This window comes from Rhizobium changzhiense (assembly GCF_013087625.1).
GTDB classification, from domain to species: Bacteria; Pseudomonadota; Alphaproteobacteria; order Rhizobiales; family Rhizobiaceae; genus Rhizobium; species Rhizobium sophorae.
This window is the reverse complement of record NZ_JABFCQ010000007.1, coordinates 68,815-88,270: the sequence shown is the minus strand read 5'-3', so window position 1 is coordinate 88,270 and position 19,456 is coordinate 68,815. Positions and strand designations below refer to the sequence as shown.

Annotated in this window: 20 protein-coding genes; 16 read left to right on the top strand and 4 right to left on the bottom strand. The window is 61.5% G+C overall.

Annotated features, from left to right (window positions below; genetic code table 11):
- Positions 1 to 120: 120 nt before the first annotated feature.
- On the bottom strand, positions 121 to 990 hold the full coding sequence (locus tag G9X68_RS27910) for an aldose 1-epimerase family protein (protein WP_171605140.1): 870 nt from the start codon (positions 988 to 990) through the stop codon (positions 121 to 123).
- Positions 991 to 1,094: 104 nt separating this feature from the next.
- Positions 1,095 to 1,424: a DUF6665 family protein gene (locus G9X68_RS27905; RefSeq protein ID WP_171605139.1), complete on the bottom strand. Its 330-nt coding sequence runs from the start codon at positions 1,422 to 1,424 to the stop codon at positions 1,095 to 1,097.
- Positions 1,425 to 1,628: 204 nt separating this feature from the next.
- On the opposite strand from G9X68_RS27905, the gene G9X68_RS27900 reads away from it, so the two are divergent.
- The 6 genes from G9X68_RS27900 to G9X68_RS27875 all read left to right on the top strand — a co-directional run bounded on the left by G9X68_RS27900 (position 1,629) and on the right by G9X68_RS27875 (position 6,301).
- Positions 1,629 to 3,251: an ABC-F family ATP-binding cassette domain-containing protein gene (locus G9X68_RS27900; protein ID WP_168307644.1), complete on the top strand. Its 1,623-nt coding sequence runs from the start codon at positions 1,629 to 1,631 to the stop codon at positions 3,249 to 3,251.
- A 101-nt stretch (positions 3,252 to 3,352) separates the two neighbouring features.
- The gene (locus G9X68_RS27895; RefSeq protein WP_171605138.1) at positions 3,353 to 3,745 is read left to right on the top strand and encodes a VOC family protein; all 393 of its coding nucleotides are present in this window, start codon (positions 3,353 to 3,355) and stop codon (positions 3,743 to 3,745) included.
- 137 nt (positions 3,746 to 3,882) lie between these two features.
- Complete coding sequence (locus G9X68_RS27890) at positions 3,883 to 4,473, top strand: hypothetical protein (protein ID WP_171605137.1); 591 nt, start codon at positions 3,883 to 3,885, stop codon at positions 4,471 to 4,473.
- A 99-nt stretch (positions 4,474 to 4,572) separates the two neighbouring features.
- Positions 4,573 to 4,737: a DUF1328 domain-containing protein gene (locus G9X68_RS27885; protein WP_003549551.1), complete on the top strand. Its 165-nt coding sequence runs from the start codon at positions 4,573 to 4,575 to the stop codon at positions 4,735 to 4,737.
- Between the two features lie 482 nt (positions 4,738 to 5,219).
- Complete coding sequence (locus tag G9X68_RS27880) at positions 5,220 to 5,741, top strand: DUF992 domain-containing protein (protein WP_171605136.1); 522 nt, start codon at positions 5,220 to 5,222, stop codon at positions 5,739 to 5,741.
- Between the two features lie 101 nt (positions 5,742 to 5,842).
- Complete coding sequence (locus G9X68_RS27875; protein WP_244956260.1) at positions 5,843 to 6,301, top strand: GNAT family N-acetyltransferase; 459 nt, start codon at positions 5,843 to 5,845, stop codon at positions 6,299 to 6,301.
- Positions 6,302 to 6,339: 38 nt separating this feature from the next.
- Here the strand turns inward: G9X68_RS27875 and G9X68_RS27870 are convergent, their stop codons facing one another.
- Positions 6,340 to 7,269, bottom strand: coding sequence for a LysR family transcriptional regulator (locus tag G9X68_RS27870; RefSeq protein ID WP_171605134.1), 930 nt, complete (start codon positions 7,267 to 7,269; stop codon positions 6,340 to 6,342).
- A gap of 72 nt (positions 7,270 to 7,341) precedes the next feature.
- On the opposite strand from G9X68_RS27870, the gene G9X68_RS27865 reads away from it, so the two are divergent.
- The 10 genes from G9X68_RS27865 to glpK all read left to right on the top strand — a co-directional run bounded on the left by G9X68_RS27865 (position 7,342) and on the right by glpK (position 18,416).
- Positions 7,342 to 8,259 (top strand): DMT family transporter, encoded by a 918-nt coding sequence (locus tag G9X68_RS27865; RefSeq protein WP_171605133.1) that lies wholly within the window; start codon positions 7,342 to 7,344, stop codon positions 8,257 to 8,259.
- Between the two features lie 97 nt (positions 8,260 to 8,356).
- The gene (locus tag G9X68_RS27860; protein ID WP_020047586.1) at positions 8,357 to 9,130 is read left to right on the top strand and encodes a DeoR/GlpR family DNA-binding transcription regulator; all 774 of its coding nucleotides are present in this window, start codon (positions 8,357 to 8,359) and stop codon (positions 9,128 to 9,130) included.
- Between the two features lie 120 nt (positions 9,131 to 9,250).
- On the top strand, positions 9,251 to 10,765 hold the full coding sequence (glpD, locus tag G9X68_RS27855; RefSeq protein ID WP_171605132.1) for a glycerol-3-phosphate dehydrogenase: 1,515 nt from the start codon (positions 9,251 to 9,253) through the stop codon (positions 10,763 to 10,765).
- A gap of 41 nt (positions 10,766 to 10,806) precedes the next feature.
- Complete coding sequence (locus G9X68_RS27850; RefSeq protein ID WP_171605131.1) at positions 10,807 to 11,883, top strand: ABC transporter ATP-binding protein; 1,077 nt, start codon at positions 10,807 to 10,809, stop codon at positions 11,881 to 11,883.
- A 9-nt stretch (positions 11,884 to 11,892) separates the two neighbouring features.
- Positions 11,893 to 12,963 carry an ABC transporter ATP-binding protein gene (locus G9X68_RS27845; protein ID WP_171605130.1) on the top strand — a complete coding sequence of 357 codons (1,071 nt, stop codon included), beginning with the start codon at positions 11,893 to 11,895 and terminating at the stop codon, positions 12,961 to 12,963.
- Between the two features lie 3 nt (positions 12,964 to 12,966).
- The gene (locus tag G9X68_RS27840; RefSeq protein ID WP_020047583.1) at positions 12,967 to 13,830 is read left to right on the top strand and encodes a carbohydrate ABC transporter permease; all 864 of its coding nucleotides are present in this window, start codon (positions 12,967 to 12,969) and stop codon (positions 13,828 to 13,830) included.
- A 14-nt stretch (positions 13,831 to 13,844) separates the two neighbouring features.
- Positions 13,845 to 14,666 carry a carbohydrate ABC transporter permease gene (locus tag G9X68_RS27835; RefSeq protein WP_003549530.1) on the top strand — a complete coding sequence of 274 codons (822 nt, stop codon included), beginning with the start codon at positions 13,845 to 13,847 and terminating at the stop codon, positions 14,664 to 14,666.
- A gap of 13 nt (positions 14,667 to 14,679) precedes the next feature.
- Complete coding sequence (locus G9X68_RS27830; protein WP_171605129.1) at positions 14,680 to 14,961, top strand: DUF2160 domain-containing protein; 282 nt, start codon at positions 14,680 to 14,682, stop codon at positions 14,959 to 14,961.
- A 77-nt stretch (positions 14,962 to 15,038) separates the two neighbouring features.
- Positions 15,039 to 16,763 carry an ABC transporter substrate-binding protein gene (locus tag G9X68_RS27825; RefSeq protein WP_011649612.1) on the top strand — a complete coding sequence of 575 codons (1,725 nt, stop codon included), beginning with the start codon at positions 15,039 to 15,041 and terminating at the stop codon, positions 16,761 to 16,763.
- A 150-nt stretch (positions 16,764 to 16,913) separates the two neighbouring features.
- Complete coding sequence (glpK, locus tag G9X68_RS27820; protein ID WP_171605128.1) at positions 16,914 to 18,416, top strand: glycerol kinase GlpK; 1,503 nt, start codon at positions 16,914 to 16,916, stop codon at positions 18,414 to 18,416.
- Positions 18,417 to 18,454: 38 nt separating this feature from the next.
- Here glpK and G9X68_RS27815 read toward each other — a convergent pair whose 3' ends face one another.
- Positions 18,455 to 19,456 (bottom strand): ABC transporter permease, encoded by a 1,002-nt coding sequence (locus G9X68_RS27815; protein ID WP_171605127.1) that lies wholly within the window; start codon positions 19,454 to 19,456, stop codon positions 18,455 to 18,457.

Here is a 19,456-nt window from a genome sequence, read left to right as displayed (position 1 = left end):
TCACGGAAATGCTCTATCCCTGTGTTTTTACGCAATTCCGGACGCAAAACCGCTGCACACTTTTGCTGGAATTGCTCTAACGCTCGCCCGGCTTTCTCGGCGAGCGCTTTCTGTCTGTCCCTATTCCGGAATTTTGACCGTGAAGGCGAAGCGCGCCACCGCGCCCGGCGCCAGCATCGTGGTAGACGGCCTCTTCGAAAGCTCGCTTGAGCCCCCGGCTTCCGCAGCCGTCCCGTGCCAGGGCTCGATGCAGAGGAAGGGCGCGCCCGGTTTGGTCCATAGCGCAAGGTTGGGCAGGTTTTCGAAATGGAACTGCATGGCCGGCCGGCCTTCGGCGCCGTAACTCAAACCTTCGCCCGCACCGCTCGGGAAAATCATCGCATCCTGCTCGAACATGGCGTGATCGAGCACCAGCCGGCCGGCATTAAACGGCGAGGGCAGGACCGCTGGGTTGATGAGACCGCCTTCCAGCCGCACAAGACCCGGCTCGCCTTTATTGTCGAGCGTTACGATATGGTCGCGTCCGGAAGCGCCTGGTAATGGCCAGGCGAAGGCCGAATGAAATCCGAGGCCGAACGGCATCGCCTTCTGGTCGCGATTGGTAACCTCCGCCGTGACAGTCAACGCGCGGCCCTCGACCGCATGCACCACGGCCAACTGAAAATCGAAAGGATACACCGCCCGCGTCGCATCCGAGGCGACCAGTTCGAATCGGCACATCGTCTCCGTGGAGGCCGCAAGCACGAATTCGCTGCGGCGGGCAAAGCCATGCTGGGCCATCGGATAGACCGTGCCGTCGATCGTTATCTTGTCGTCCGGGGCCTTGCCGACGATCGGAAACAGGATCGGCGACCGCCCGGTCCAGAAGGTTGCATCGCCGGTCCATAACCAAGAGCGTCCGTCGCTTGACGTGAGCGCCTGCATCTCGGCGCCGAGGGAGGAGACATCGACGGTGAGATCCTGGTTCCCGATCCGGATGGAGATTGGCATCGCGTTTCCTTTCGCATTGGTTCGGTAGCAAGCCATATCGTTCCGAACCGGGGATTTCCACCCAATAGAGGGCGCCACGGCAGCCGCACCAGCCATCGCCCTCGCTATTTCCGCATTGCGCCCAATCTCGCGATCACTTCGTTCGGGATGCCGTAGCGCTGAATGGCGTCGCGGTTGTTCCGCAAGCCGCAGATCTCACGCTGGATGAAGAACGCCCAGACGGCATCGGACGCTTCGTTGAGAAGCTTCTCGCGGTCCTCGGCGCTTTGGCGGTCGGGAGTCCATGCCTTCAGAGCGGCAAGCGCCGCCTCAACCTTCAGGCCGTGACGTCCAAGCGCATCGGCGCGTTCCGACATCAGCTCGTATTCGAGGACGTTGAAACCGTTTGAATTCTGCTGGGATTGTCTGAAGGTCTGTGGCGGACGAACGCTCATTGGCACAGGTTCCCGTTAGCGTGGGCCACAATATTATCCAATCGAGCCCTAAATTAAAGAAGGTGAGCATGATGTTGTCCAAAAACCGCTCACAGTTTCAGCATCATGCTCCTGACATCGAGAGGGTGGGAAACAGACCTATCCTGCCGTGTCGACGCGTGGCATAAGGGCGCCAAAACCTCTTTTCAGGCTCCCGCGCAAACCATGATCCGTATCGAAAATATCAGCAAGCAGCTCAGCCACCGCATCCTCTTCATCGAGGCGTCCGCAGCGCTCAACAAAGGCGAGAAGATCGGTCTCGTCGGCCCGAACGGTGCCGGTAAGACGACCATCTTCCGTATGATCAATGGCGAAGAGCAGCCCGATGAAGGCCAGGTTTCCTGCGAGAAGGGCGTCACCATCGGCTACTTCAATCAGGACGTAGGCGAGATGGCCGGCCACAGCGCGGTTGCCGAGGTGATGAACGGCGCCGGGCCGGTCAGCATCGTTGCTGCGGAGTTGCGCGAGCTCGAAGCCGCCATGGCCGATCCCGAGCAGGCCGACGACATGGACAAGATCATAGAGCGCTATGGCGAGGTGCAGGCGCGTTACGAGGAGCTGGACGGTTACGCGCTCGAGGGACGGGCGCGCGAAGTGCTCGCGGGCCTGAGCTTCAGCCAGGAGATGATGGATGGCGATGTCGGCGCGCTGTCGGGCGGCTGGAAGATGCGTGTGGCGCTTGCCCGCATCCTGCTCATGCGCCCGGATGTCATGCTGCTCGACGAGCCGAGCAACCATCTGGATCTGGAAAGCCTGATCTGGCTGGAGGAATTCCTGAAGGGTTATGAAGGCGCGCTGCTGATGACCTCGCACGACCGCGAGTTCATGAACCGCATCGTCACCAAGATCATCGAGATCGACGGTGGCACGTTGACGACCTATTCCGGCGACTATGAATTCTACGAGCAGCAGCGGGCGCAGAACGAGAAACAGCAGCAGGCCCAGTTCGAGCGCCAGCAGGCGATGCTCGCCAAGGAAATCAAGTTCATCGAGCGGTTCAAGGCGCGCGCCTCGCATGCCTCGCAGGTGCAGAGCCGCGTCAAAAAGCTGGAGAAGATCGACCGGGTGGAGCCGCCCAAGCGCCGTCAGGCGGTCTCCTTCGACTTCCAGCCGGCGCCGCGTTCCGGCGAGGACGTGGTCAGCCTGAAGAACGTTCACAAGAAATACGGTAGTCGAAGCATCTATGAAGGGCTGGATTTCATGGTGCGGCGCCGGGAACGCTGGTGCATCATGGGTATCAACGGCGCCGGCAAATCGACGCTGTTGAAATTGGTGACGGGCACCGCCGAGCCTGACGAAGGCAGCGTCGCTCTCGGCGCCAGCGTCAAGATGGGCTATTTCGCCCAGCACGCCATGGATATTCTGGACGGCGAGCACACCGTCTTCCAATCGTTGGAACACCGTTTTCCTCAGGCAGGGCAGGGGCCTTTGCGTGCGTTGGCCGGATGTTTCGGCTTCTCCGGCGACGATATCGAGAAGCGGTGCCGGGTGCTGTCGGGCGGTGAGAAGGCGCGGCTGGTCATGGCAATGATGCTGTTCGACCCGCCGAACCTGCTCGTGCTCGACGAGCCGACGAACCATCTCGACCTCGACACCAAGGAAATGCTGATCAAGGCGCTGTCGCAATATGAGGGCACCATGCTGTTCGTTTCGCACGATCGGCATTTTCTCGCCGCCCTGTCGAACAGGGTGCTGGAGCTGACGCCGGAGGGCATCCATCAATATGGCGGCGGCTATACCGAATATGTGGCGCGCACCGGCCAGGAGGCGCCTGGCCTGCGAAGCTGACGATTATTTTTGCGCGGCATGTCGAAACCGCCAGCGTCGAAGCGACCAGCGGAGAGCCGGCCGGCGATATCGGTTGACCGGTCGAAGCAACGGAGGAGAAAATGCCCATGCTGTTGGATCGGATCGAGGTCGTCACCCTGTTCGTCGATGATATCGGCGAGGCCAAAGCGTTCTACCAAAAGGTCTTTGCGCCCGACGTCGTCTATCAGGACGCGGTATCGGCGGTCCTGAAATTCTCGGGAACGATGATCAACCTGCTCGATGCAGCGCAGGCGCCTCAGCTGGTCGAGCCGGTCGCAGTGTCAGCGCCCGGTTCGGGCGCACGCATGCTGCTGACGATCAAGGTCGATGACATCGATGCGGTTTGTGCAGAACTGCGCGAACTCGGGGTCACGCTGCTCAATGGTCCGATCGATCGTCCATGGGGCCGCCGCACCGCGGCCTTTGCGGATCCGTCGGGCCATGTCTGGGAAGTTGCGCAAGAATTGCGCTAGGAGGGTGTCGCGCGCTCTGAGGTTGCCTTGAAATTTAGGGGGCGTGAGACGAGCGGGTCCGCGTCTTCGACCCCATCGACGCGTCTCTGCAAGCCACTTCATCTGTGCGATGAATGGATTCGGCGGCTATTGCCACGATGATGACCAAATTCCGTGGTGTTCGGGGGCCTCTTCATGCAATCGGGGACGGGCGCATCGGCATGGACTGGATCAATCGCTATATCGATCAGCCGCTACTGCACGGCGCGGCGGGTTTGCTGCGGAGTTGGCATCTCCGCACGCGGCAACCGCCGGAGCTGCTGGAGCCGACTTGGAATCTCGTTGTGCTCTCCTTTCTCCTGATCGCAAGCGGGCAGGTCATGGCCGGCAAGAGTTTGGCGCTCAGTGTTGCCGGGCTGGTCATGCTGGCGCTGCCGTCCGCGCAAAAACTGCTTTCGGTGGCAAAGGCGAGGGGAGCCGGTTACGGCGCCCGGGAGTACAAGTCGCTGAGAGCGCGCGCCATCGCCAAACGTGAGGCTGAGTGGTCGGTGCGGATCATCGTCCTCTTCGCATCGGCCTGCCTTCCGTTCATCGCCCGCATCGACGATCCGGTGGGAGCCTATTTCATGCTGGGAGCCAGCATCTGGTTCGTCCTGACCGGGCCGCTCAAGGCCTATCTCGACGCAGCCGAACCTCCCGAGCCGACTGAAGGCGACCGGATGTACAGCGGCGTCTTTCACGTCGGCTGAAGGGAGCTGATGCGATGCTGCATGTCCCGGCCGTGAGACGGACGGGAACCAAATGGGGCGGCCTCCGTTATCTCCGCAGCAACGTAAAAGGAGATTGCGATGCTTTACTACGCTCTGGTGTTTCTCGTCGTGGCCTTGATTGCCGGCGTCCTCGGATTTGGCGGCATCGCAGGGGCTTCAGCTTCCATTGCCCAGGTTCTGTTCTTCATTTTCCTGGTGCTGTTCGTCGTATCGCTCGTCATGCGACTGATGCGAAAAGTATAGTGCGGACATATTAAAGTATAAAAACCCGGCGAAACACATTGCCGGGTTTTTCTTTATTTCTACAGTCGGTTTGACGTCTCCATCACCGAAGGTTTCCGTCCCTGTCGTGGTCGGCTGTTTTACAGCTATCTATACGGCATGGCAACCTGCGCGATCATCGATCGCCTATCCAAATAGGGCGCCTGCGATTTGCATGATGCCGCTCGTTGAGAGTTAACGGCGATCGAGATCGTGCCTTTCCGGCAACCATCCCTGACAACATCGTGAAATAACCGGATGACGCGAAAATGTGCCTTCGAAATGTCCCAATGGGAGCTGAACCGTAAGCGTGTTTGTCGCTTGCGCCCTCCCAGGCGCTTTGACATGCGATGCGTAAATGATGCCGGTTCGGGATCGTTTTGCGGTTCCGTCCGTTATCTGTTGCCGAATCTGGTGGCGAGTAGCCGGGTATGCTCCCGTCACGATTTGAGAAGGAGAGACTTATGAACAAAATTCTTGCGACGGCGTTTGCCGCGGTAACGTTGACGTTTGTCGGCGCTGGGGCGGTCAATGCCGCCGATCTCGGCACCAGGACATATGAAGAGCCGGACCTGCGCAATGGCGTGAAGATCGGTTACCTCACCTGCGATATCGGCGGCGGCACGGGTTACGTGCTCGGTTCCTCCAAAGAGGCCGACTGCATCTTCCAGTCGACCGTCGGCAACGAACTTTCGGATCGTTATACGGGTGAAATGAGAAAGCTCGGCATCGACCTTGGCTTCACCACGCGTAGCCGCCTGATCTGGGCCGTGTTCGCGCCGACGGCCGGCTATCACCGCGGATCGCTCGCCGGCCTCTATGTCGGCGCTACCGCCGAAGCGACGCTCGGCGCCGGTGTCGGCGCCAATCTCCTGGTTGGCGGCACCTCCGGTTCGATCCATCTGCAGACTGTCAGCCTGACCGGTCAGCTCGGCCTCAACGTTGCGGCCGGCAGCGCCTCGATGACGCTCACATCAGCGAATTGATATGGCCTTTTTGACGTCCCCTGCCACGTCGCAGCAGGGGACGTTATCTCATCTGAGGCGCGATTTCGCACCCTCGCATGCCCAAGCCGGATCACGACATGATGGATATTCGAATGGCAACGCCCGGCGAGGACGAGATCCTGGTTGGGCATTATCTGAAGATCTGGGACAGCTACGGCACACCACCGGAACACTACAGGCCTGATGCGGCGGCGCGGATCTTGTCATTCATCAGAAGCGGTCGCGAAGAGCGCCGCCGGACCTCGTTCCTTGCCATCGTCAACGGCGACATCGCCGGTTCCGCATCCTGCCAGCTGCACCAGTCGCCGTTTCCGGAGGTCATCCGGCCGGAACAGCGGCTGCACGGTTACATCTGGTCCGTCTATGTTGCCGACGCCTTCCGCCGGCGCGGCATCGCACTGGCGTTGACCAACAAGGCCGTCGACCATCTGAAATCGATCGGCTGCACGACCCATGCCTCGGATGCCGGCGAACCTGTCTATCGGGCTGCCGGTTTCGAACTGGCGAAGGAAATGCGCCTGAAGTTTACGGCGGAGTAGCGACCGGCGATCGTCGAAGCCGCCGCCGAGCTTTCCGCCTAAACTTTCGCTCGGCCGGGTGCGATAAAAGTAGCGATCGTCGTCTCGTCATGGCCGGCCTCGCGCAGGAAGCGGCTGGCGAATTCGATGGCAGGGCTTCTAAGGGCCTCGTCCGGTCTAATCAGGTGAAAGGCCACATGGTAATCGAGCGTCCGCTCCGAGACAGTGACGACGCGCCCGGTGGCCAGCGCGGCATCCGACAGCGGCGGCCGCGCGAGCGCGATCCCGAGGCCCTGGGCGCAGGCATCGATCACCAGATTGTAGTCCTCGAAGCGCCGGTCATGGCCGCGCGGTATATAGTCGACGCCCTCACGAGAGAGCCAGCGCCGCCAGCCTTCAATATTCGAATCGTGCAGGATCGGCAGATCGAGCAGCGACAAGGCATCAGAGCGGTGCCTGAGCCGCTCCGCCAGCGCCGGGGCGGCGATCGGAAACGATTTCTCCTGCCAGAGCGGCAGGGCGCGCACGCCGGCCCACGGTCCCTTGCCGCAGCGAATGGCAAGATCCGTGCCTTCGCCGAAATCCGCCAGCCGGTGTTCGAGCGTCAGCTCGACATGTAGCTCGTTTCCTTCGAGCTCCGGCAGGCGTTGAAACAGCCATAGAGAGGCGACAGAGGGCGTCACCGAAAGGCGCACCACCGCCTTGTTGCGGCGAGGCAGCCAGCGTTCGCCGCTATTGCCGAGCAGCGCAAGTGCTTCTTCCGCCCGCGCGAAAAACCGCATGCCTTCCGGCGTCAGGCGAACGCCTCGGGCTTCGCGCGCAAACAGGCGAACGCCCATCCAGCGCTCCAGGCGCGAGACCTGCCGTGACACCGCGCCGTGGGTGATGCCGCTTTCCTCGGCTGCAGCCGAAAACGATCCGAGCCGGGCGGCGCGGGCAAAGGTCTCGAGCGTATCGAGCGGTGGAAGCACTGGCGAGCTGTGAACCATGCGCACATTTGATCATCGATTGCGATGCTTTTCAAGCACGCATCGAAGGCCTAATCACTGTCGCATGAACATATGGAGGCGAAAATGAGCATGGCGGCAAGCGTACCGGTTTCGACGAAACAGCAAGGCGGGTTCGATCTGGTGGCCTTTGCGGCGATCGTCGTCACCATCCTCTCCTGGGCTTCCTCCTTCGTGGTGATTCGCATCTGTCTCGGACCACTGACGCCGATCGAACTGGCGACGGCGCGCTATGTGGCAGCCGGCGCCATCGCCCTCGTCTATCTCGTCATCTATCGGCCGATGCCGGAAAAACGCGATTTTTTCCGCCTCTCCGTTGCCGCCGTGCTCTTCATCGCCGCCTATGCGGTTCTGCTGAACACCGGCGAGCAGACCGTTGCGGCAGGACCGGCGAGCTTCATCATCAACACCATGCCCGTCTTCACCGCCCTCATTGCCACATTCGCGCTCGGCGAGCGCTTCGGCCGCTGGGGCTGGATGGGCACCGCCGTTTCCTTCGGCGGCGTGGCGCTGATTGCGGTCGCCTCCGACAGCGGCTTCAAGCTCGATCCGAATGCCGTCCTCATCCTTGGCGCAGCGCTCTGCTCGGCGATCGCCAGCGTGCTGCAGAAGCCGCTGCTCGGGCGGTTGTCTGCGCTTGCCGTCACTGCCTGGATCCTGCTCATCGGTTCCATGCCACTGTTTCCGGCCATCCCGGCGACGATTCAGGCGCTGGCTGCCGCACCGGCGGAGGTGAACTGGGGCGTTGCCTATCTCGTTATCTTCCCGACCGCGATCGGCTATCTCACCTGGGCAATCGCCCTGAAGCGGCTGACGGCCGCCCGTGCCTCGAATTTCCTCTACGGCGTTCCGCCGGTCGCCACGCTGATCGGGTTCGTCTGGCTGGGCGAGACGCCGACGGCGTTGGGCGCGGTCGGCGGCGTGATGGCAATCCTCGGCGTGCTCGTCGTCAACGTGATGCGGAAGCGGTAGCGTCGAATTCAGGCCGTGAAGGCGGCCTGGTAACAGTTAGGCATTGCGCCGCCGTTCGCTTTCTTTAAAACGAAAGCAGATCGAAAGGCGCACGCTCATGTTCTTGACCGACCGGCAAATTGAAATCGTGGCGATTGCGAAATCGAGCGGCAGGGTGCTGGTCGAGGAGCTCGCCTCCCGCTTTTCGGTGACGCCGCAGACGATCCGCAAGGACCTCAACGATCTCTGCGATGCGCAGGTGCTGACACGCATCCATGGCGGCGCCACATTCCCGAGCGGGACCGAGAACGTCAAATACGAAGCGCGCCGTCAGATCGCCGCTTCCGAGAAGCAGGCGATCGGCATTGCCGCGGTCGAGCTGATTCCGAGCGGGGCCTCGCTCTTCATCAATATCGGAACGACGACCGAGGCGGTGGGCGAGGCGCTCGCCAACCATCACGAGCTGATGGTTATCACCAATAATATCAACGTTGCCAACAGGTTACGGCTGCTGCCAGCAATCGAGGTGGTGATCGCAGGGGGGGTCGTGCGCGGTTCGGACGGCGGGATCGTCGGCGAGGCGGCCGTCGATTTCATCCGCCAGTTCAAGGTCGACTACGCCGTGATCGGTGCTTCGGCGATCGATATCGACGGCGCGCTTCTCGACTATGATTTTCGCGAAGTGAAGGTCGCCCAGGCGATCATCGCTAACGCCCGGCATGTCATTCTCGTTGCCGATTCGACGAAGTTCGAACGCACCGCACCGGTCAGGATCGGCCAGCTTTCCCAGGTTCATACCTTCATCACCGATCGCTGTCCGGTGCCTTCGATCCGCAATCTCTGCCTCGAAAACAATGTGAAACTGATCGAAACGAACGGCAGATTTCGCTAGGCAACAGACCCTCACAAACATTCGTTTGACATTCGTATTCCTTTCGTTTTAACTGATGTTGCTTTCGCAATTGCGCAAGTTTTGTGCGATGCGAAATCGGCGGCGGGCTCGGAGGGGGAATTGGGCCGAAATATTCACGACATATTCGTCATCGGTGGCGGCATCAACGGCTGCGGCATTGCGCGCGATGCCGTCGGGCGTGGCTATTCGGTGGCGCTGGCGGAGATGAACGATTTCGCCTCGGGTACCTCGTCGGGCGCCACCAAGCTGATCCATGGCGGCCTGCGTTACCTCGAGCATTATGAATTCCGCCTAGTGCGGGAATCGCTGATGGAGCGCGAGATCCTCTGGGCGATGGCGCCGCACATCATCTGGCCGCTGCGTTTCGTATTGCCCTACCACAAGGGCGGCATCCGTCCGGCCTGGCTGATCCGGCTCGGCCTCTTCCTCTACGACCATCTCGGCGGCCGCAAGCTGCTACCGCCGACATCGGTGCTCGACATGCGCCGCGATCCGGCCGGCAAGCCGCTGAAGGCGCTGTTTTCCAAGGCCTTCGAATATTCCGACGGCTGGGTCGACGATGCCCGCATGGTGGTGCTGAACGCCCGCGATGCCGCCGACAAGGGTGCGCTGATCATGCCGCGCACCAAGGTGGTGTCGGCAAGGCGCGAGAATGGCCTGTGGCATATCGAGACCACCGATACCGTCACCGGTCGCAATGACAGCCATCAGGCCCGCATGCTGGTCAATGCCGCCGGTCCCTGGGTCGACCATGTCATTCGTTCCGCCTTCGGCCAGAACGAAGCCCACCATGTCCGCCTCGTCCAGGGCAGCCATATCGTCGTGAAGAAGAAGTTCGACGATGTGAGAGCCTATTTCTTTCAGAACCCCGACAACCGCATCATCTTCGCCATCCCCTACGAGGGCGACTTTACCCTGATCGGCACCACGGATCGCGACTACACCGCCGATCCCAGGGACGTCAGGATTTCGGAGGAGGAGACGGTCTACCTCTGCAATGCGGCGTCGGAGTATTTCAAGGAGCCGGTCAGGCCGGAGGATATCGTCTGGACCTATTCTGCGGTCAGGCCGCTTTATGACGACGGCGCCTCCAAGGCGCAGGAGGCGACGCGCGACTATGTGCTGAAGCTGGAAGGCGAAGGCAATGCTGCGCCGCTGCTCAACATCTTCGGCGGCAAGCTCACCACCTATCGTCGGCTTTCCGAACATGCGCTGGACAAGATCGGTGCTGCGATCGGCGCCAAAGGAGCCCCGTGGACGGCCAAAAGCCATCTGCCGGGCGGCGACTTCCCGGTCCGCGGTTACGAGGCACAGGTTGACAAGCTGAGGCGGCGTTATTCGTTCCTCGCCGATCCGCTTGCCCGCCGCCTGGTGCGCCGCTACGGCACCAAGGCGGAGCTGTTGCTTGGCAATGCCAGCCGCATCGACGATCTCGGACGGCTGTTCGGCGGCGATCTCTACGAGGCAGAGGTCACCTATCTCGTCGAACATGAATGGGCCCGGCACGCCGAAGACGTGCTGTGGAGGAGAACAAAGGATGGTCTGCGCCTTTCGAAGGAGCAGGCTCAGTCACTGGAGGAGTACATGGCTGCCATGCCGGCGATGGCCGGGTAGGAGTCATGTGGTCCCCGATGCGTGGAGGCACGGGAATCGGAATGCTGGAACTGCGAAACGCTGCCAAGATGGTGGGCGCGGACTATCACATCTATCCGACCGATCTGGTTCTCGAGCGGGGCACGCTGAACGTCCTGCTCGGGCCGACGCTTGCGGGCAAGACCTCTCTGATGCGGCTGATGGCGGGGCTTGACCGTCCTACAGGCGGCTCCATCCATTTCGACGGCACTGACGTCACCGGCATGCCGGTGCAGAAGCGCAACGTCGCCATGGTCTACCAACAGTTCATCAACTATCCGGCGCTGACCGTCTACGACAACATCGCCTCGCCGATGCGCATATCGGGCAAGGATGCCGCCACGATCGACCGTGAGGTGCGCAAGGCGGCCGAGCTGCTGAAGCTGACGCCCTATCTCGACCGCACACCGCTCAATCTGTCCGGCGGCCAGCAGCAGCGCACGGCGCTTGCGCGCGCGCTCGTCAAGAATGCCAGCCTCGTGCTGATGGACGAGCCGCTCGCCAATCTCGATTACAAGCTGCGCGAGGAACTGCGCGAGGAATTGCCGAAGATCTTTGCCCAATCCGGCGCGATCTTCGTCTATGCCACAACCGAGCCTTCCGAGGCGCTCCTGCTTGGCGGCAATACGGCAACGCTGAACCAGGGCCGGGTGACCCAGTTCGGGCCGACGATCGAGGTCTATCGCCGACCCGTCAATCTCGCCACCGCCGGCATTTTCGCCGATCCGCCGCTGAACACCCTCGACGTCACGAAATCAGGCAATGTCTTCACGCGTCCGAGCGGGGTCACGATTCCTGTTCCCTCGCATCTGGCCGTCGTGCCGGATGGTCCCGTCACTATCGCCTTTCACCCGCACCATCTCGGCCTTGCGTCGCAGACCGGCGACGCGGCCCGTCTGCAGGCGCGCACGCTGGTTTCCGAGATCACCGGCTCGGAGAGCTTCGTTCACCTGGAATATGACGGTGTGCGCTGGGTGATGCTGGCGCATGGCATTCACGACATCGATCCCGACATGGAAGTCGAAGCTTTTCTCGACACCCGCCACCTGATGGCCTTCGGCAGCGACGGCCGCGCCATCGCTGCGGCCGGAAAGGTATAGGAGAGCACAATGGCACGCATCACGCTCGACCATATCCGCCACGCCTACGGCGCCAATCCGAAGTCCGACAAGGATTATTCGCTGAAGGAAGTCGACCACGAATGGAACGATGGCGGCGCCTATGCGCTGCTCGGCCCCTCCGGCTGCGGCAAGACCACGCTGCTCAACATCATCTCGGGCCTGCTGCAGCCCTCGCATGGCCGCATCCTGTTCGACGGCAAGGATGTCACGAACCTTTCGACGCAGAGCCGCAACATCGCACAGGTGTTCCAGTTCCCCGTCATCTACGATACGATGACCGTCTACGACAATCTCGCCTTTCCCTTGCGCAACCGCGGTGTGGCCGAGGCGGATGTCGACCGGCGTGTCCGCGACATCCTCGAAATGATCGACCTCGCCAGTTGGGCCAGGCGCAAGGCGCAGGGCCTGACCGCCGACCAGAAGCAGAAGATCTCGCTCGGCCGAGGGCTGGTGCGCAACGACGTCAACGCCATCCTGTTCGACGAGCCGCTGACCGTCATCGATCCGCATATGAAATGGGTGCTGCGTTCGCAGCTGAAGCGGCTGCACAAGCAGTTCGGCTTCACCATGGTCTATGTCACCCACGACCAGACGGAAGCGCTGACCTTCGCCGAGAAGGTCGTCGTCATGTATGACGGCCAGATCGTCCAGATCGGCACACCGGCCGAGCTCTTTGAGCGGCCGAGCCACACCTTCGTCGGCTATTTCATCGGTTCGCCGGGTATGAATTTCATGCCGGCCAGGATCGTGGGCAGCACTGTGGCGGTCGGAGATGAAACCCTGACGCTCGATTATGCGCCGAAGACATCAGGCACCGCCAAAACCGAACTCGGCATCCGTCCCGAATTCATTCGCCTCGGACGGGAGGGCATGCCGGTCACGATCAGCAAGGTCGAGGATATCGGCCGGCAGAAGATCGTGCGCGCCCGCTTTGCCGGCCAGCCGATCGCAATCGTCGTGCCTGAAGACGCAGACATTCCCGCGGACGCCCGCGTCACCTTCGATCCGTCCGCCATCAGCATCTACGCCGACAGTTGGCGTGTCGGCAGGGAGGCCTGAGCCATGCAGAAGACGTGGAATAACAAAGCCTGGTTTCTGGTCCTGCCCGTGCTGCTGCTCGTGGCGTTTTCGGCCGTCATCCCGCTGATGACCGTCGTCAACTATTCAGTGCAGGATACGTTCGGCAACAACGAGTTCTTCTGGGCGGGTACCGACTGGTTCGTCCAGACCCTGCATTCCGATCGTTTCTGGGAATCGCTCCAGCGCAATCTGCTGTTCTCCTTCATCATTCTGGCGCTGGAGATTCCACTTGGCATCTTCATCGCGCTCAACATGCCGAAATCAGGACCGGGCGTTCCCGTCTGCCTGGTGCTGATGGCGCTGCCGCTGCTCATTCCGTGGAACGTCGTCGGCACCATCTGGCAGGTCTTTGGACGCGTCGATATCGGCCTGCTCGGCCACACGCTCGAAGCGATCGGCCTCGACTATAATTATGTCCGCGATCCGATCGATGCCTGGGTGACCGTCATCGTCATGGACGTCTGGCACTGGACAAGCCTCGTCGTGCTGCTCTGCTATGCCGGTCTGGTCTCGATCCCGGATGCCTATTACCAGGCCGCCAAGATCGACGGCGCCTCGCGCTGGTCCGTCTTCCGCTACATTCAGCTGCCGAAGATGAAGCGCGTGCTGCTGATCGCCGTGCTCCTGCGCTTCATGGACAGTTTCATGATCTATACCGAGCCTTTCGTCGTCACCGGCGGCGGGCCTGGCAACTCGACGACCTTCCTCTCCATCGACCTCGTGAAGATGGCCGTCGGCCAGTTCGACCTTGGCCCAGCGGCGGCGATGTCGATCATCTACTTCCTCATCATCCTGCTGCTCTCATGGGTGTTCTACACCGTGATGACCAGCAGCGACGCGAGCTAAAGGGAGGGCGAGATATGACCAACAAATACAAACCTGCAGGCAGCCTTTCCTGGCTCGTTCCGACGATCTACATCGTCTTCCTGATCCTGCCGATCTATTGGCTCGTCAATATGAGCTTCAAGGAGAATTCGGAGATCACCGGCGCTTTCTCGCTCTGGCCGACGAACCCGACGCTGCGCAACTACACGGTCATCTTCACCGATCCATCCTGGTATAACGGCTATATCAACTCGATCATCTATGTGGTGATGAACACAGTGATCTCGGTCGCGGCGGCGCTGCCGGCAGCCTATGCCTTCTCGCGCTACCGCTTTCTCGGCGACAAGCACCTGTTCTTCTGGCTGCTCACCAACCGCATGGCGCCGCCGGCGGTCTTCGCGCTGCCGTTCTTCCAGCTCTATTCGGCCTTCGGCCTGATCGACACGCATATCGCCGTGGCGCTTGCCCACTGCCTGTTCAATGTGCCGCTCGCCGTCTGGATCCTCGAAGGCTTCATGTCCGGTGTGCCGAAGGAGATCGACGAAACCGCCTATATCGACGGTTATTCCTTCCCGCGTTTCTTCATCAAGATCTTCATTCCGCTGATCGCCAGCGGCGTCGGTGTCGCGGGCTTCTTCTGCTTCATGTTCTCGTGGGTCGAGCTGCTGCTGGCCCGCACGCTGACGACGACGGCGGCAAAGCCGATCTCGGCGATCATGACGCGAACGGTGTCCGCCTCGGGCATGGACTGGGGTGTGCTGGCGGCGGCCGGCGTGCTCACCATCATTCCGGGCGCACTCGTCATCTATTTCGTCCGCAACTACATCGCCAAGGGCTTCGCGCTCGGGCGCGTTTGAGGAGGAGACGGTCATGAATTTTTCCTGGATGGCCTGGACGCTGCCGACGACGCTGTTCTTTCTGACGATATTGGCGCTTCTGATCGCCATGAGTGTCTGGGAATATTTTTCGCCGGGCGGCTCGCCGCGCACGGGCTTGCTGCGTTTCGAGACGACGCGCGGCGACCGGCTCTTCATTTCGCTGCTGGGCAGCGCTTTCATTCATCTTGCATGGCTTGGGCTCGGTGGGCCCAACCTGTGGTGGGCTCTTGCCATTTCCGTGGTCTACGCCATCGGCGTCTTCCGCTACGTGTGACGGCAAGGAGAAGACAGATGGCCGGGGGTACTGGCCGCCTGAGACGTGACTGCAATCGCAAACCCTGGGAGGATATTATGCGAAGGCACTTATTGACGACGACAGCAGGCTTGCTGCTGGCAATGACAGCATCGGCCTATGCCGGCATGGACGAGGCCAAGACGTTCCTCGACAAGGAAGTCGGCGATCTCTCGACGCTTCCCCGCGCCGACCAGGAAAAGGAAATGCAGTGGTTCGTTGACGCTGCGAAGCCTTTCGCCGGCATGGACATCAAGGTCGTATCCGAAACGATCACGACCCATGAATATGAATCGAAGGTTCTGGCGCCCGCCTTCACGGCGATCACCGGCATCAAAATCACTCACGACCTCATCGGCGAAGGCGACGTGGTCGAGAAGCTGCAGACGCAGATGCAGTCGGGCGAAAACATCTATGACGCCTATATCAACGATAGCGACCTGATCGGCACCCATTGGCGCTATCAGCAGGCGCGCTCGCTGACCGACTGGATGGCCAACGAAGGCAAGGATGTCACCAATCCCGGCCTCGACATCGACGACTTCATCGGCAAGTCCTTCACCACGGCGCCTGACGGCAAGCTCTACCAGCTGCCTGACCAGCAGTTCGCGAACCTCTACTGGTTCCGTTACGACTGGTTCAACGACGAGAAGAACAAGGCGGACTTCAAGGCGAAGTACGGCTACGATCTCGGCGTGCCGGTCAACTGGTCGGCCTATGAGGATATTGCCGAGTTCTTCACCGGCCGCGAGATCGACGGCAAGAAGGTCTTCGGTCATATGGACTACGGCAAGAAGGACCCATCGCTCGGATGGCGCTTCACCGATGCCTGGCTGTCGATGGCCGGCAACGGCGACAAGGGCATCCCGAACGGCAAGCCGGTCGATGAATGGGGCATCAAGGTCGACGAGAACTCTCGTCCGGTCGGCTCTTGCGTGGCCCGTGGCGGCGACACCAACGGCCCTGCTGCGGTCTATTCCATCCAGAAATATCTGGACTGGATGAAGGCGTATGCACCGGCTGCCGCTCAGGGCATGACCTTCTCCGAATCCGGCCCGGTCCCGTCGCAGGGCGAAGTCGCCCAGCAGATGTTCACCTACACGGCCTTCACCGCCGATTTCGTCAAGGAAGGCCTGCCGGTCGTCAATGCGGACGGCACGCCGAAATGGCGTTTCGCGCCGAGCCCGCATGGCGTCTACTGGAAGGACGGCATGAAGCTCGGCTATCAGGACGCCGGTTCGTGGACGCTGATGAAGTCCACGCCTGACGACCGCGCCAAGGCGGCCTGGCTCTATGCCCAGTTCGTCACCTCTAAAACTGTCGACGTGAAGAAGAGCCACATGGGTCTGACCTTCATTCGCCAGTCGACGCTTGATCATAAGTCCTTCACCGATCGTGCGCCGAAGCTCGGCGGCCTGATCGAATTCTATCGTTCGCCGGCCCGCCTGCAGTGGTCGCCGACCGGTACGAACGTTCCTGACTATCCGAAGCTCGCTCAGCTTTGGTGGCAGGCGATTGGTGATGCCTCTTCCGGCGCCAAGACGGCGCAGGAAGCGATGGACTCGCTTTGCTCCGAGCAGGAGAAGGTGCTGCAGCGTCTGGAACGCGCCAAGGTCCAGGGCGACATCGGCCCCAAGCTCGCCGAGGAGCATGATCTCGCCTATTGGAACGCGGATGCGGTGAAGAACGGCAACCTTGCCCCGCAGCTGAAGATCGAGAACGAAAAGGATAAGCCGGTCACTGTCAACTACGACGAACTCGTCAAGAGCTGGCAGAAGAAGTAAGGCGGATCCGGCCGGAGGCGACGAGGCTTCCGGCCATCACTTCCTGCCACCGGCAGCAAGCCGGTGGCACCCACAATCTTTCTCTCATGAAACGTCCGCGTCCTGCCGTCCTCTGCAGGCGGAGCGGTTTCGTGCGAGCCGGAGACGGATATGAGCGGCTATATTCTTTCAATCGACCAGGGCACGACATCGTCGCGCGCCATCATCTTCGATGGCGACATGAAAATGGCCGGCTCGGCGCAGGCGGAGATCACCCAATATTATCCGCAGCCTGGATGGGTGGAGCACGACGCCGCCGAAATCTGGCGATCCGTCGTCGATACGGTGCGCAAGGCGATCGCCGATGCTGGTATTGACGCGGCCGATATCGCCGCGATCGGCATCACCAACCAGCGCGAGACGGCGGTCGTCTGGGATCGCAGGTCGGGAAAACCGCTTCACCGTGCGATCGTCTGGCAGGACAGGCGCACGGCAGAAATGTGCGAGAGCCTGAAGGCAGACGGCTACGAGAAGCTCTTCAGCGCCAAGACCGGGCTGCTGCTCGATCCCTATTTCTCCGGAACGAAGCTGCGCTGGCTGCTCGATAATGTCGATGGCCTGCGTGAGAAGGCCGAGGCCGGTGATGTCTGCTTCGGCACGATCGACAGCTGGCTGATATACAATCTGACTGATGGACGCGTGCATGCCACCGATGCGACCAATGCGTCGAGAACGCTGCTCTACAACATCGATGACGGTGCCTGGGACGAGGAGCTTCTCGGCATTCTCCGCATTCCAGCCGCCATGCTTCCTGACGTCAGGGAATGCGCCGATGATTTCGGCCGCGTCGACAAGGCGCTGTTCGGCGCGGAACTTCCGATCCTCGGGGTCGCCGGCGACCAGCAGGCTGCGGCGATGGGCAATGCCTGCTTCGAGCCCGGTATGATGAAATCCACCTACGGCACAGGCTGCTTTGCTCTGTTGAACACCGGCCGGGATCGTGTTTCCTCCTCCAACAGGATGCTGACGACGATCGCCTGCCGGCTCGACGGCGAGACGACCTATGCGCTCGAGGGCTCGATCTTCATCGCCGGTGCTGCCGTGCAATGGCTGCGCGACGGCCTCGGCATCATCGGCCAGGCATCCGAGGCAGGAGTGCTTGCCGCCAAGGCCGATCCCGGACAGCAGGTCTATATCGTTCCGGCCTTCACCGGCCTCGGCGCGCCCTACTGGGATCCGGCGGCGCGCGGAGCGATCTTCGGTCTGACGCGAAACAGCGGCCCGGCGGAATTTGCCCGCGCCGTGCTTGAATCCGTGGCCTACCAGACGCTCGACCTGCTGGTGGCGATGAAGAAGGACTGGGGCGTCAACCAGCTGGAAACGGTGTTGCGCGTCGATGGCGGCATGGCGGCATCGGATTGGACGATGCAGTGCCTGGCCGACATGACCGGAAACCCTGTCGACCGCTCGGCGATCCGCGAGACGACGGCGCTGGGTGCCGCCTGGCTTGCCGGCTCGAAAGCCGGCATCTGGCCCGGCAAGCGGGATTTTGCGCAGGCCTGGGCTTGCGACCGCCGCTTCAGCCCTTCGATGGATGAGACCGAGCGGCAGGGCAAGATCATCGGCTGGAAGAATGCCGTATCGCGAATGATTTCCGACGCCTCGGTGGGGTAGAACAGCTTCCCAGAATAGGACCGCAGTGGCGGCTTCTCTTAAGCGGCGCCGGCAGCCTTTCTGTTGATAAAGCTCAGGGCGAGCACGGCGAAGATCAGCGTTCCCGTGCCAACCTGCTGCCAATAGAAGTTCAGATCGGTCAGCAGCAGCCCATTGGCGACGATGCTGAGCAGCAGTGCGCCGAGAACGGTTCCGCCGACATTCGGCCGTCCGAGCGGGCTGAGCGTCGTGCCGATGAAGGTCGCGCCGATGGCATTCAACAGGAAGGCATTGCCGGAGGAGGGGATGTAGGTGGTGACGGTTGCGGTCAGGATCAGGCCGGCGATTGCCGCGATCAACCCGACCAGGATGAATGTCACCGCGACATGGGCCGGCGCGGCGATGCCGGAATAGCGCACAACGCCCGGCTGGATGCCGATCGACAGGATGATGCGGCCGAAACGCGTGCGGGCAAAAACGACCGCAGCCGCCGCGATGACGACGATGGCAGCGGCAAGCGGCACCGGGAAGCCGGCGATCGTGCCATGGCCGAGAAAACGGAAGGTTTCCGGCACGCCGTTCGGCGGCAGATAGACCGGATTGCCGCCATTGGTCAGCAGCTGCTGCACGCTGCGGCCGATGAACAGCGTGCCGAGCGTGGCGAGGAACGGCGACACGCCGATCCCTGAAATCAGCAGCGCGTTGAAGGCGCCGACGAACGCTCCGGCGGCCAGTCCCGCGAGTGCGGCGACTGCCACCGGCTGCCCGGCGAGCACGAGCGAAACAAAGGCGAAACTGGCGAAATCCATTGCCGTTCCCACCGAAAGATCGATGCCGCCCGACGCGACGGCGAAGGTCATGGCGACGGAGACGATGGCAAGCAGCGTGAAATTGTTGACCAGGATGCTCTGCAGGTTCGCAGGCGTCAGGAATGTCGGCGTTGCCACGGAAAAGGCGGCAAACACCGCAACCAGGGCGAGGATCAAGCCATAACGCACCATGCCGCCGGCGATCAGACGCGGCAAGCCAATGGTGGCGAGGGGAGGGGTCTGGAGCGACAT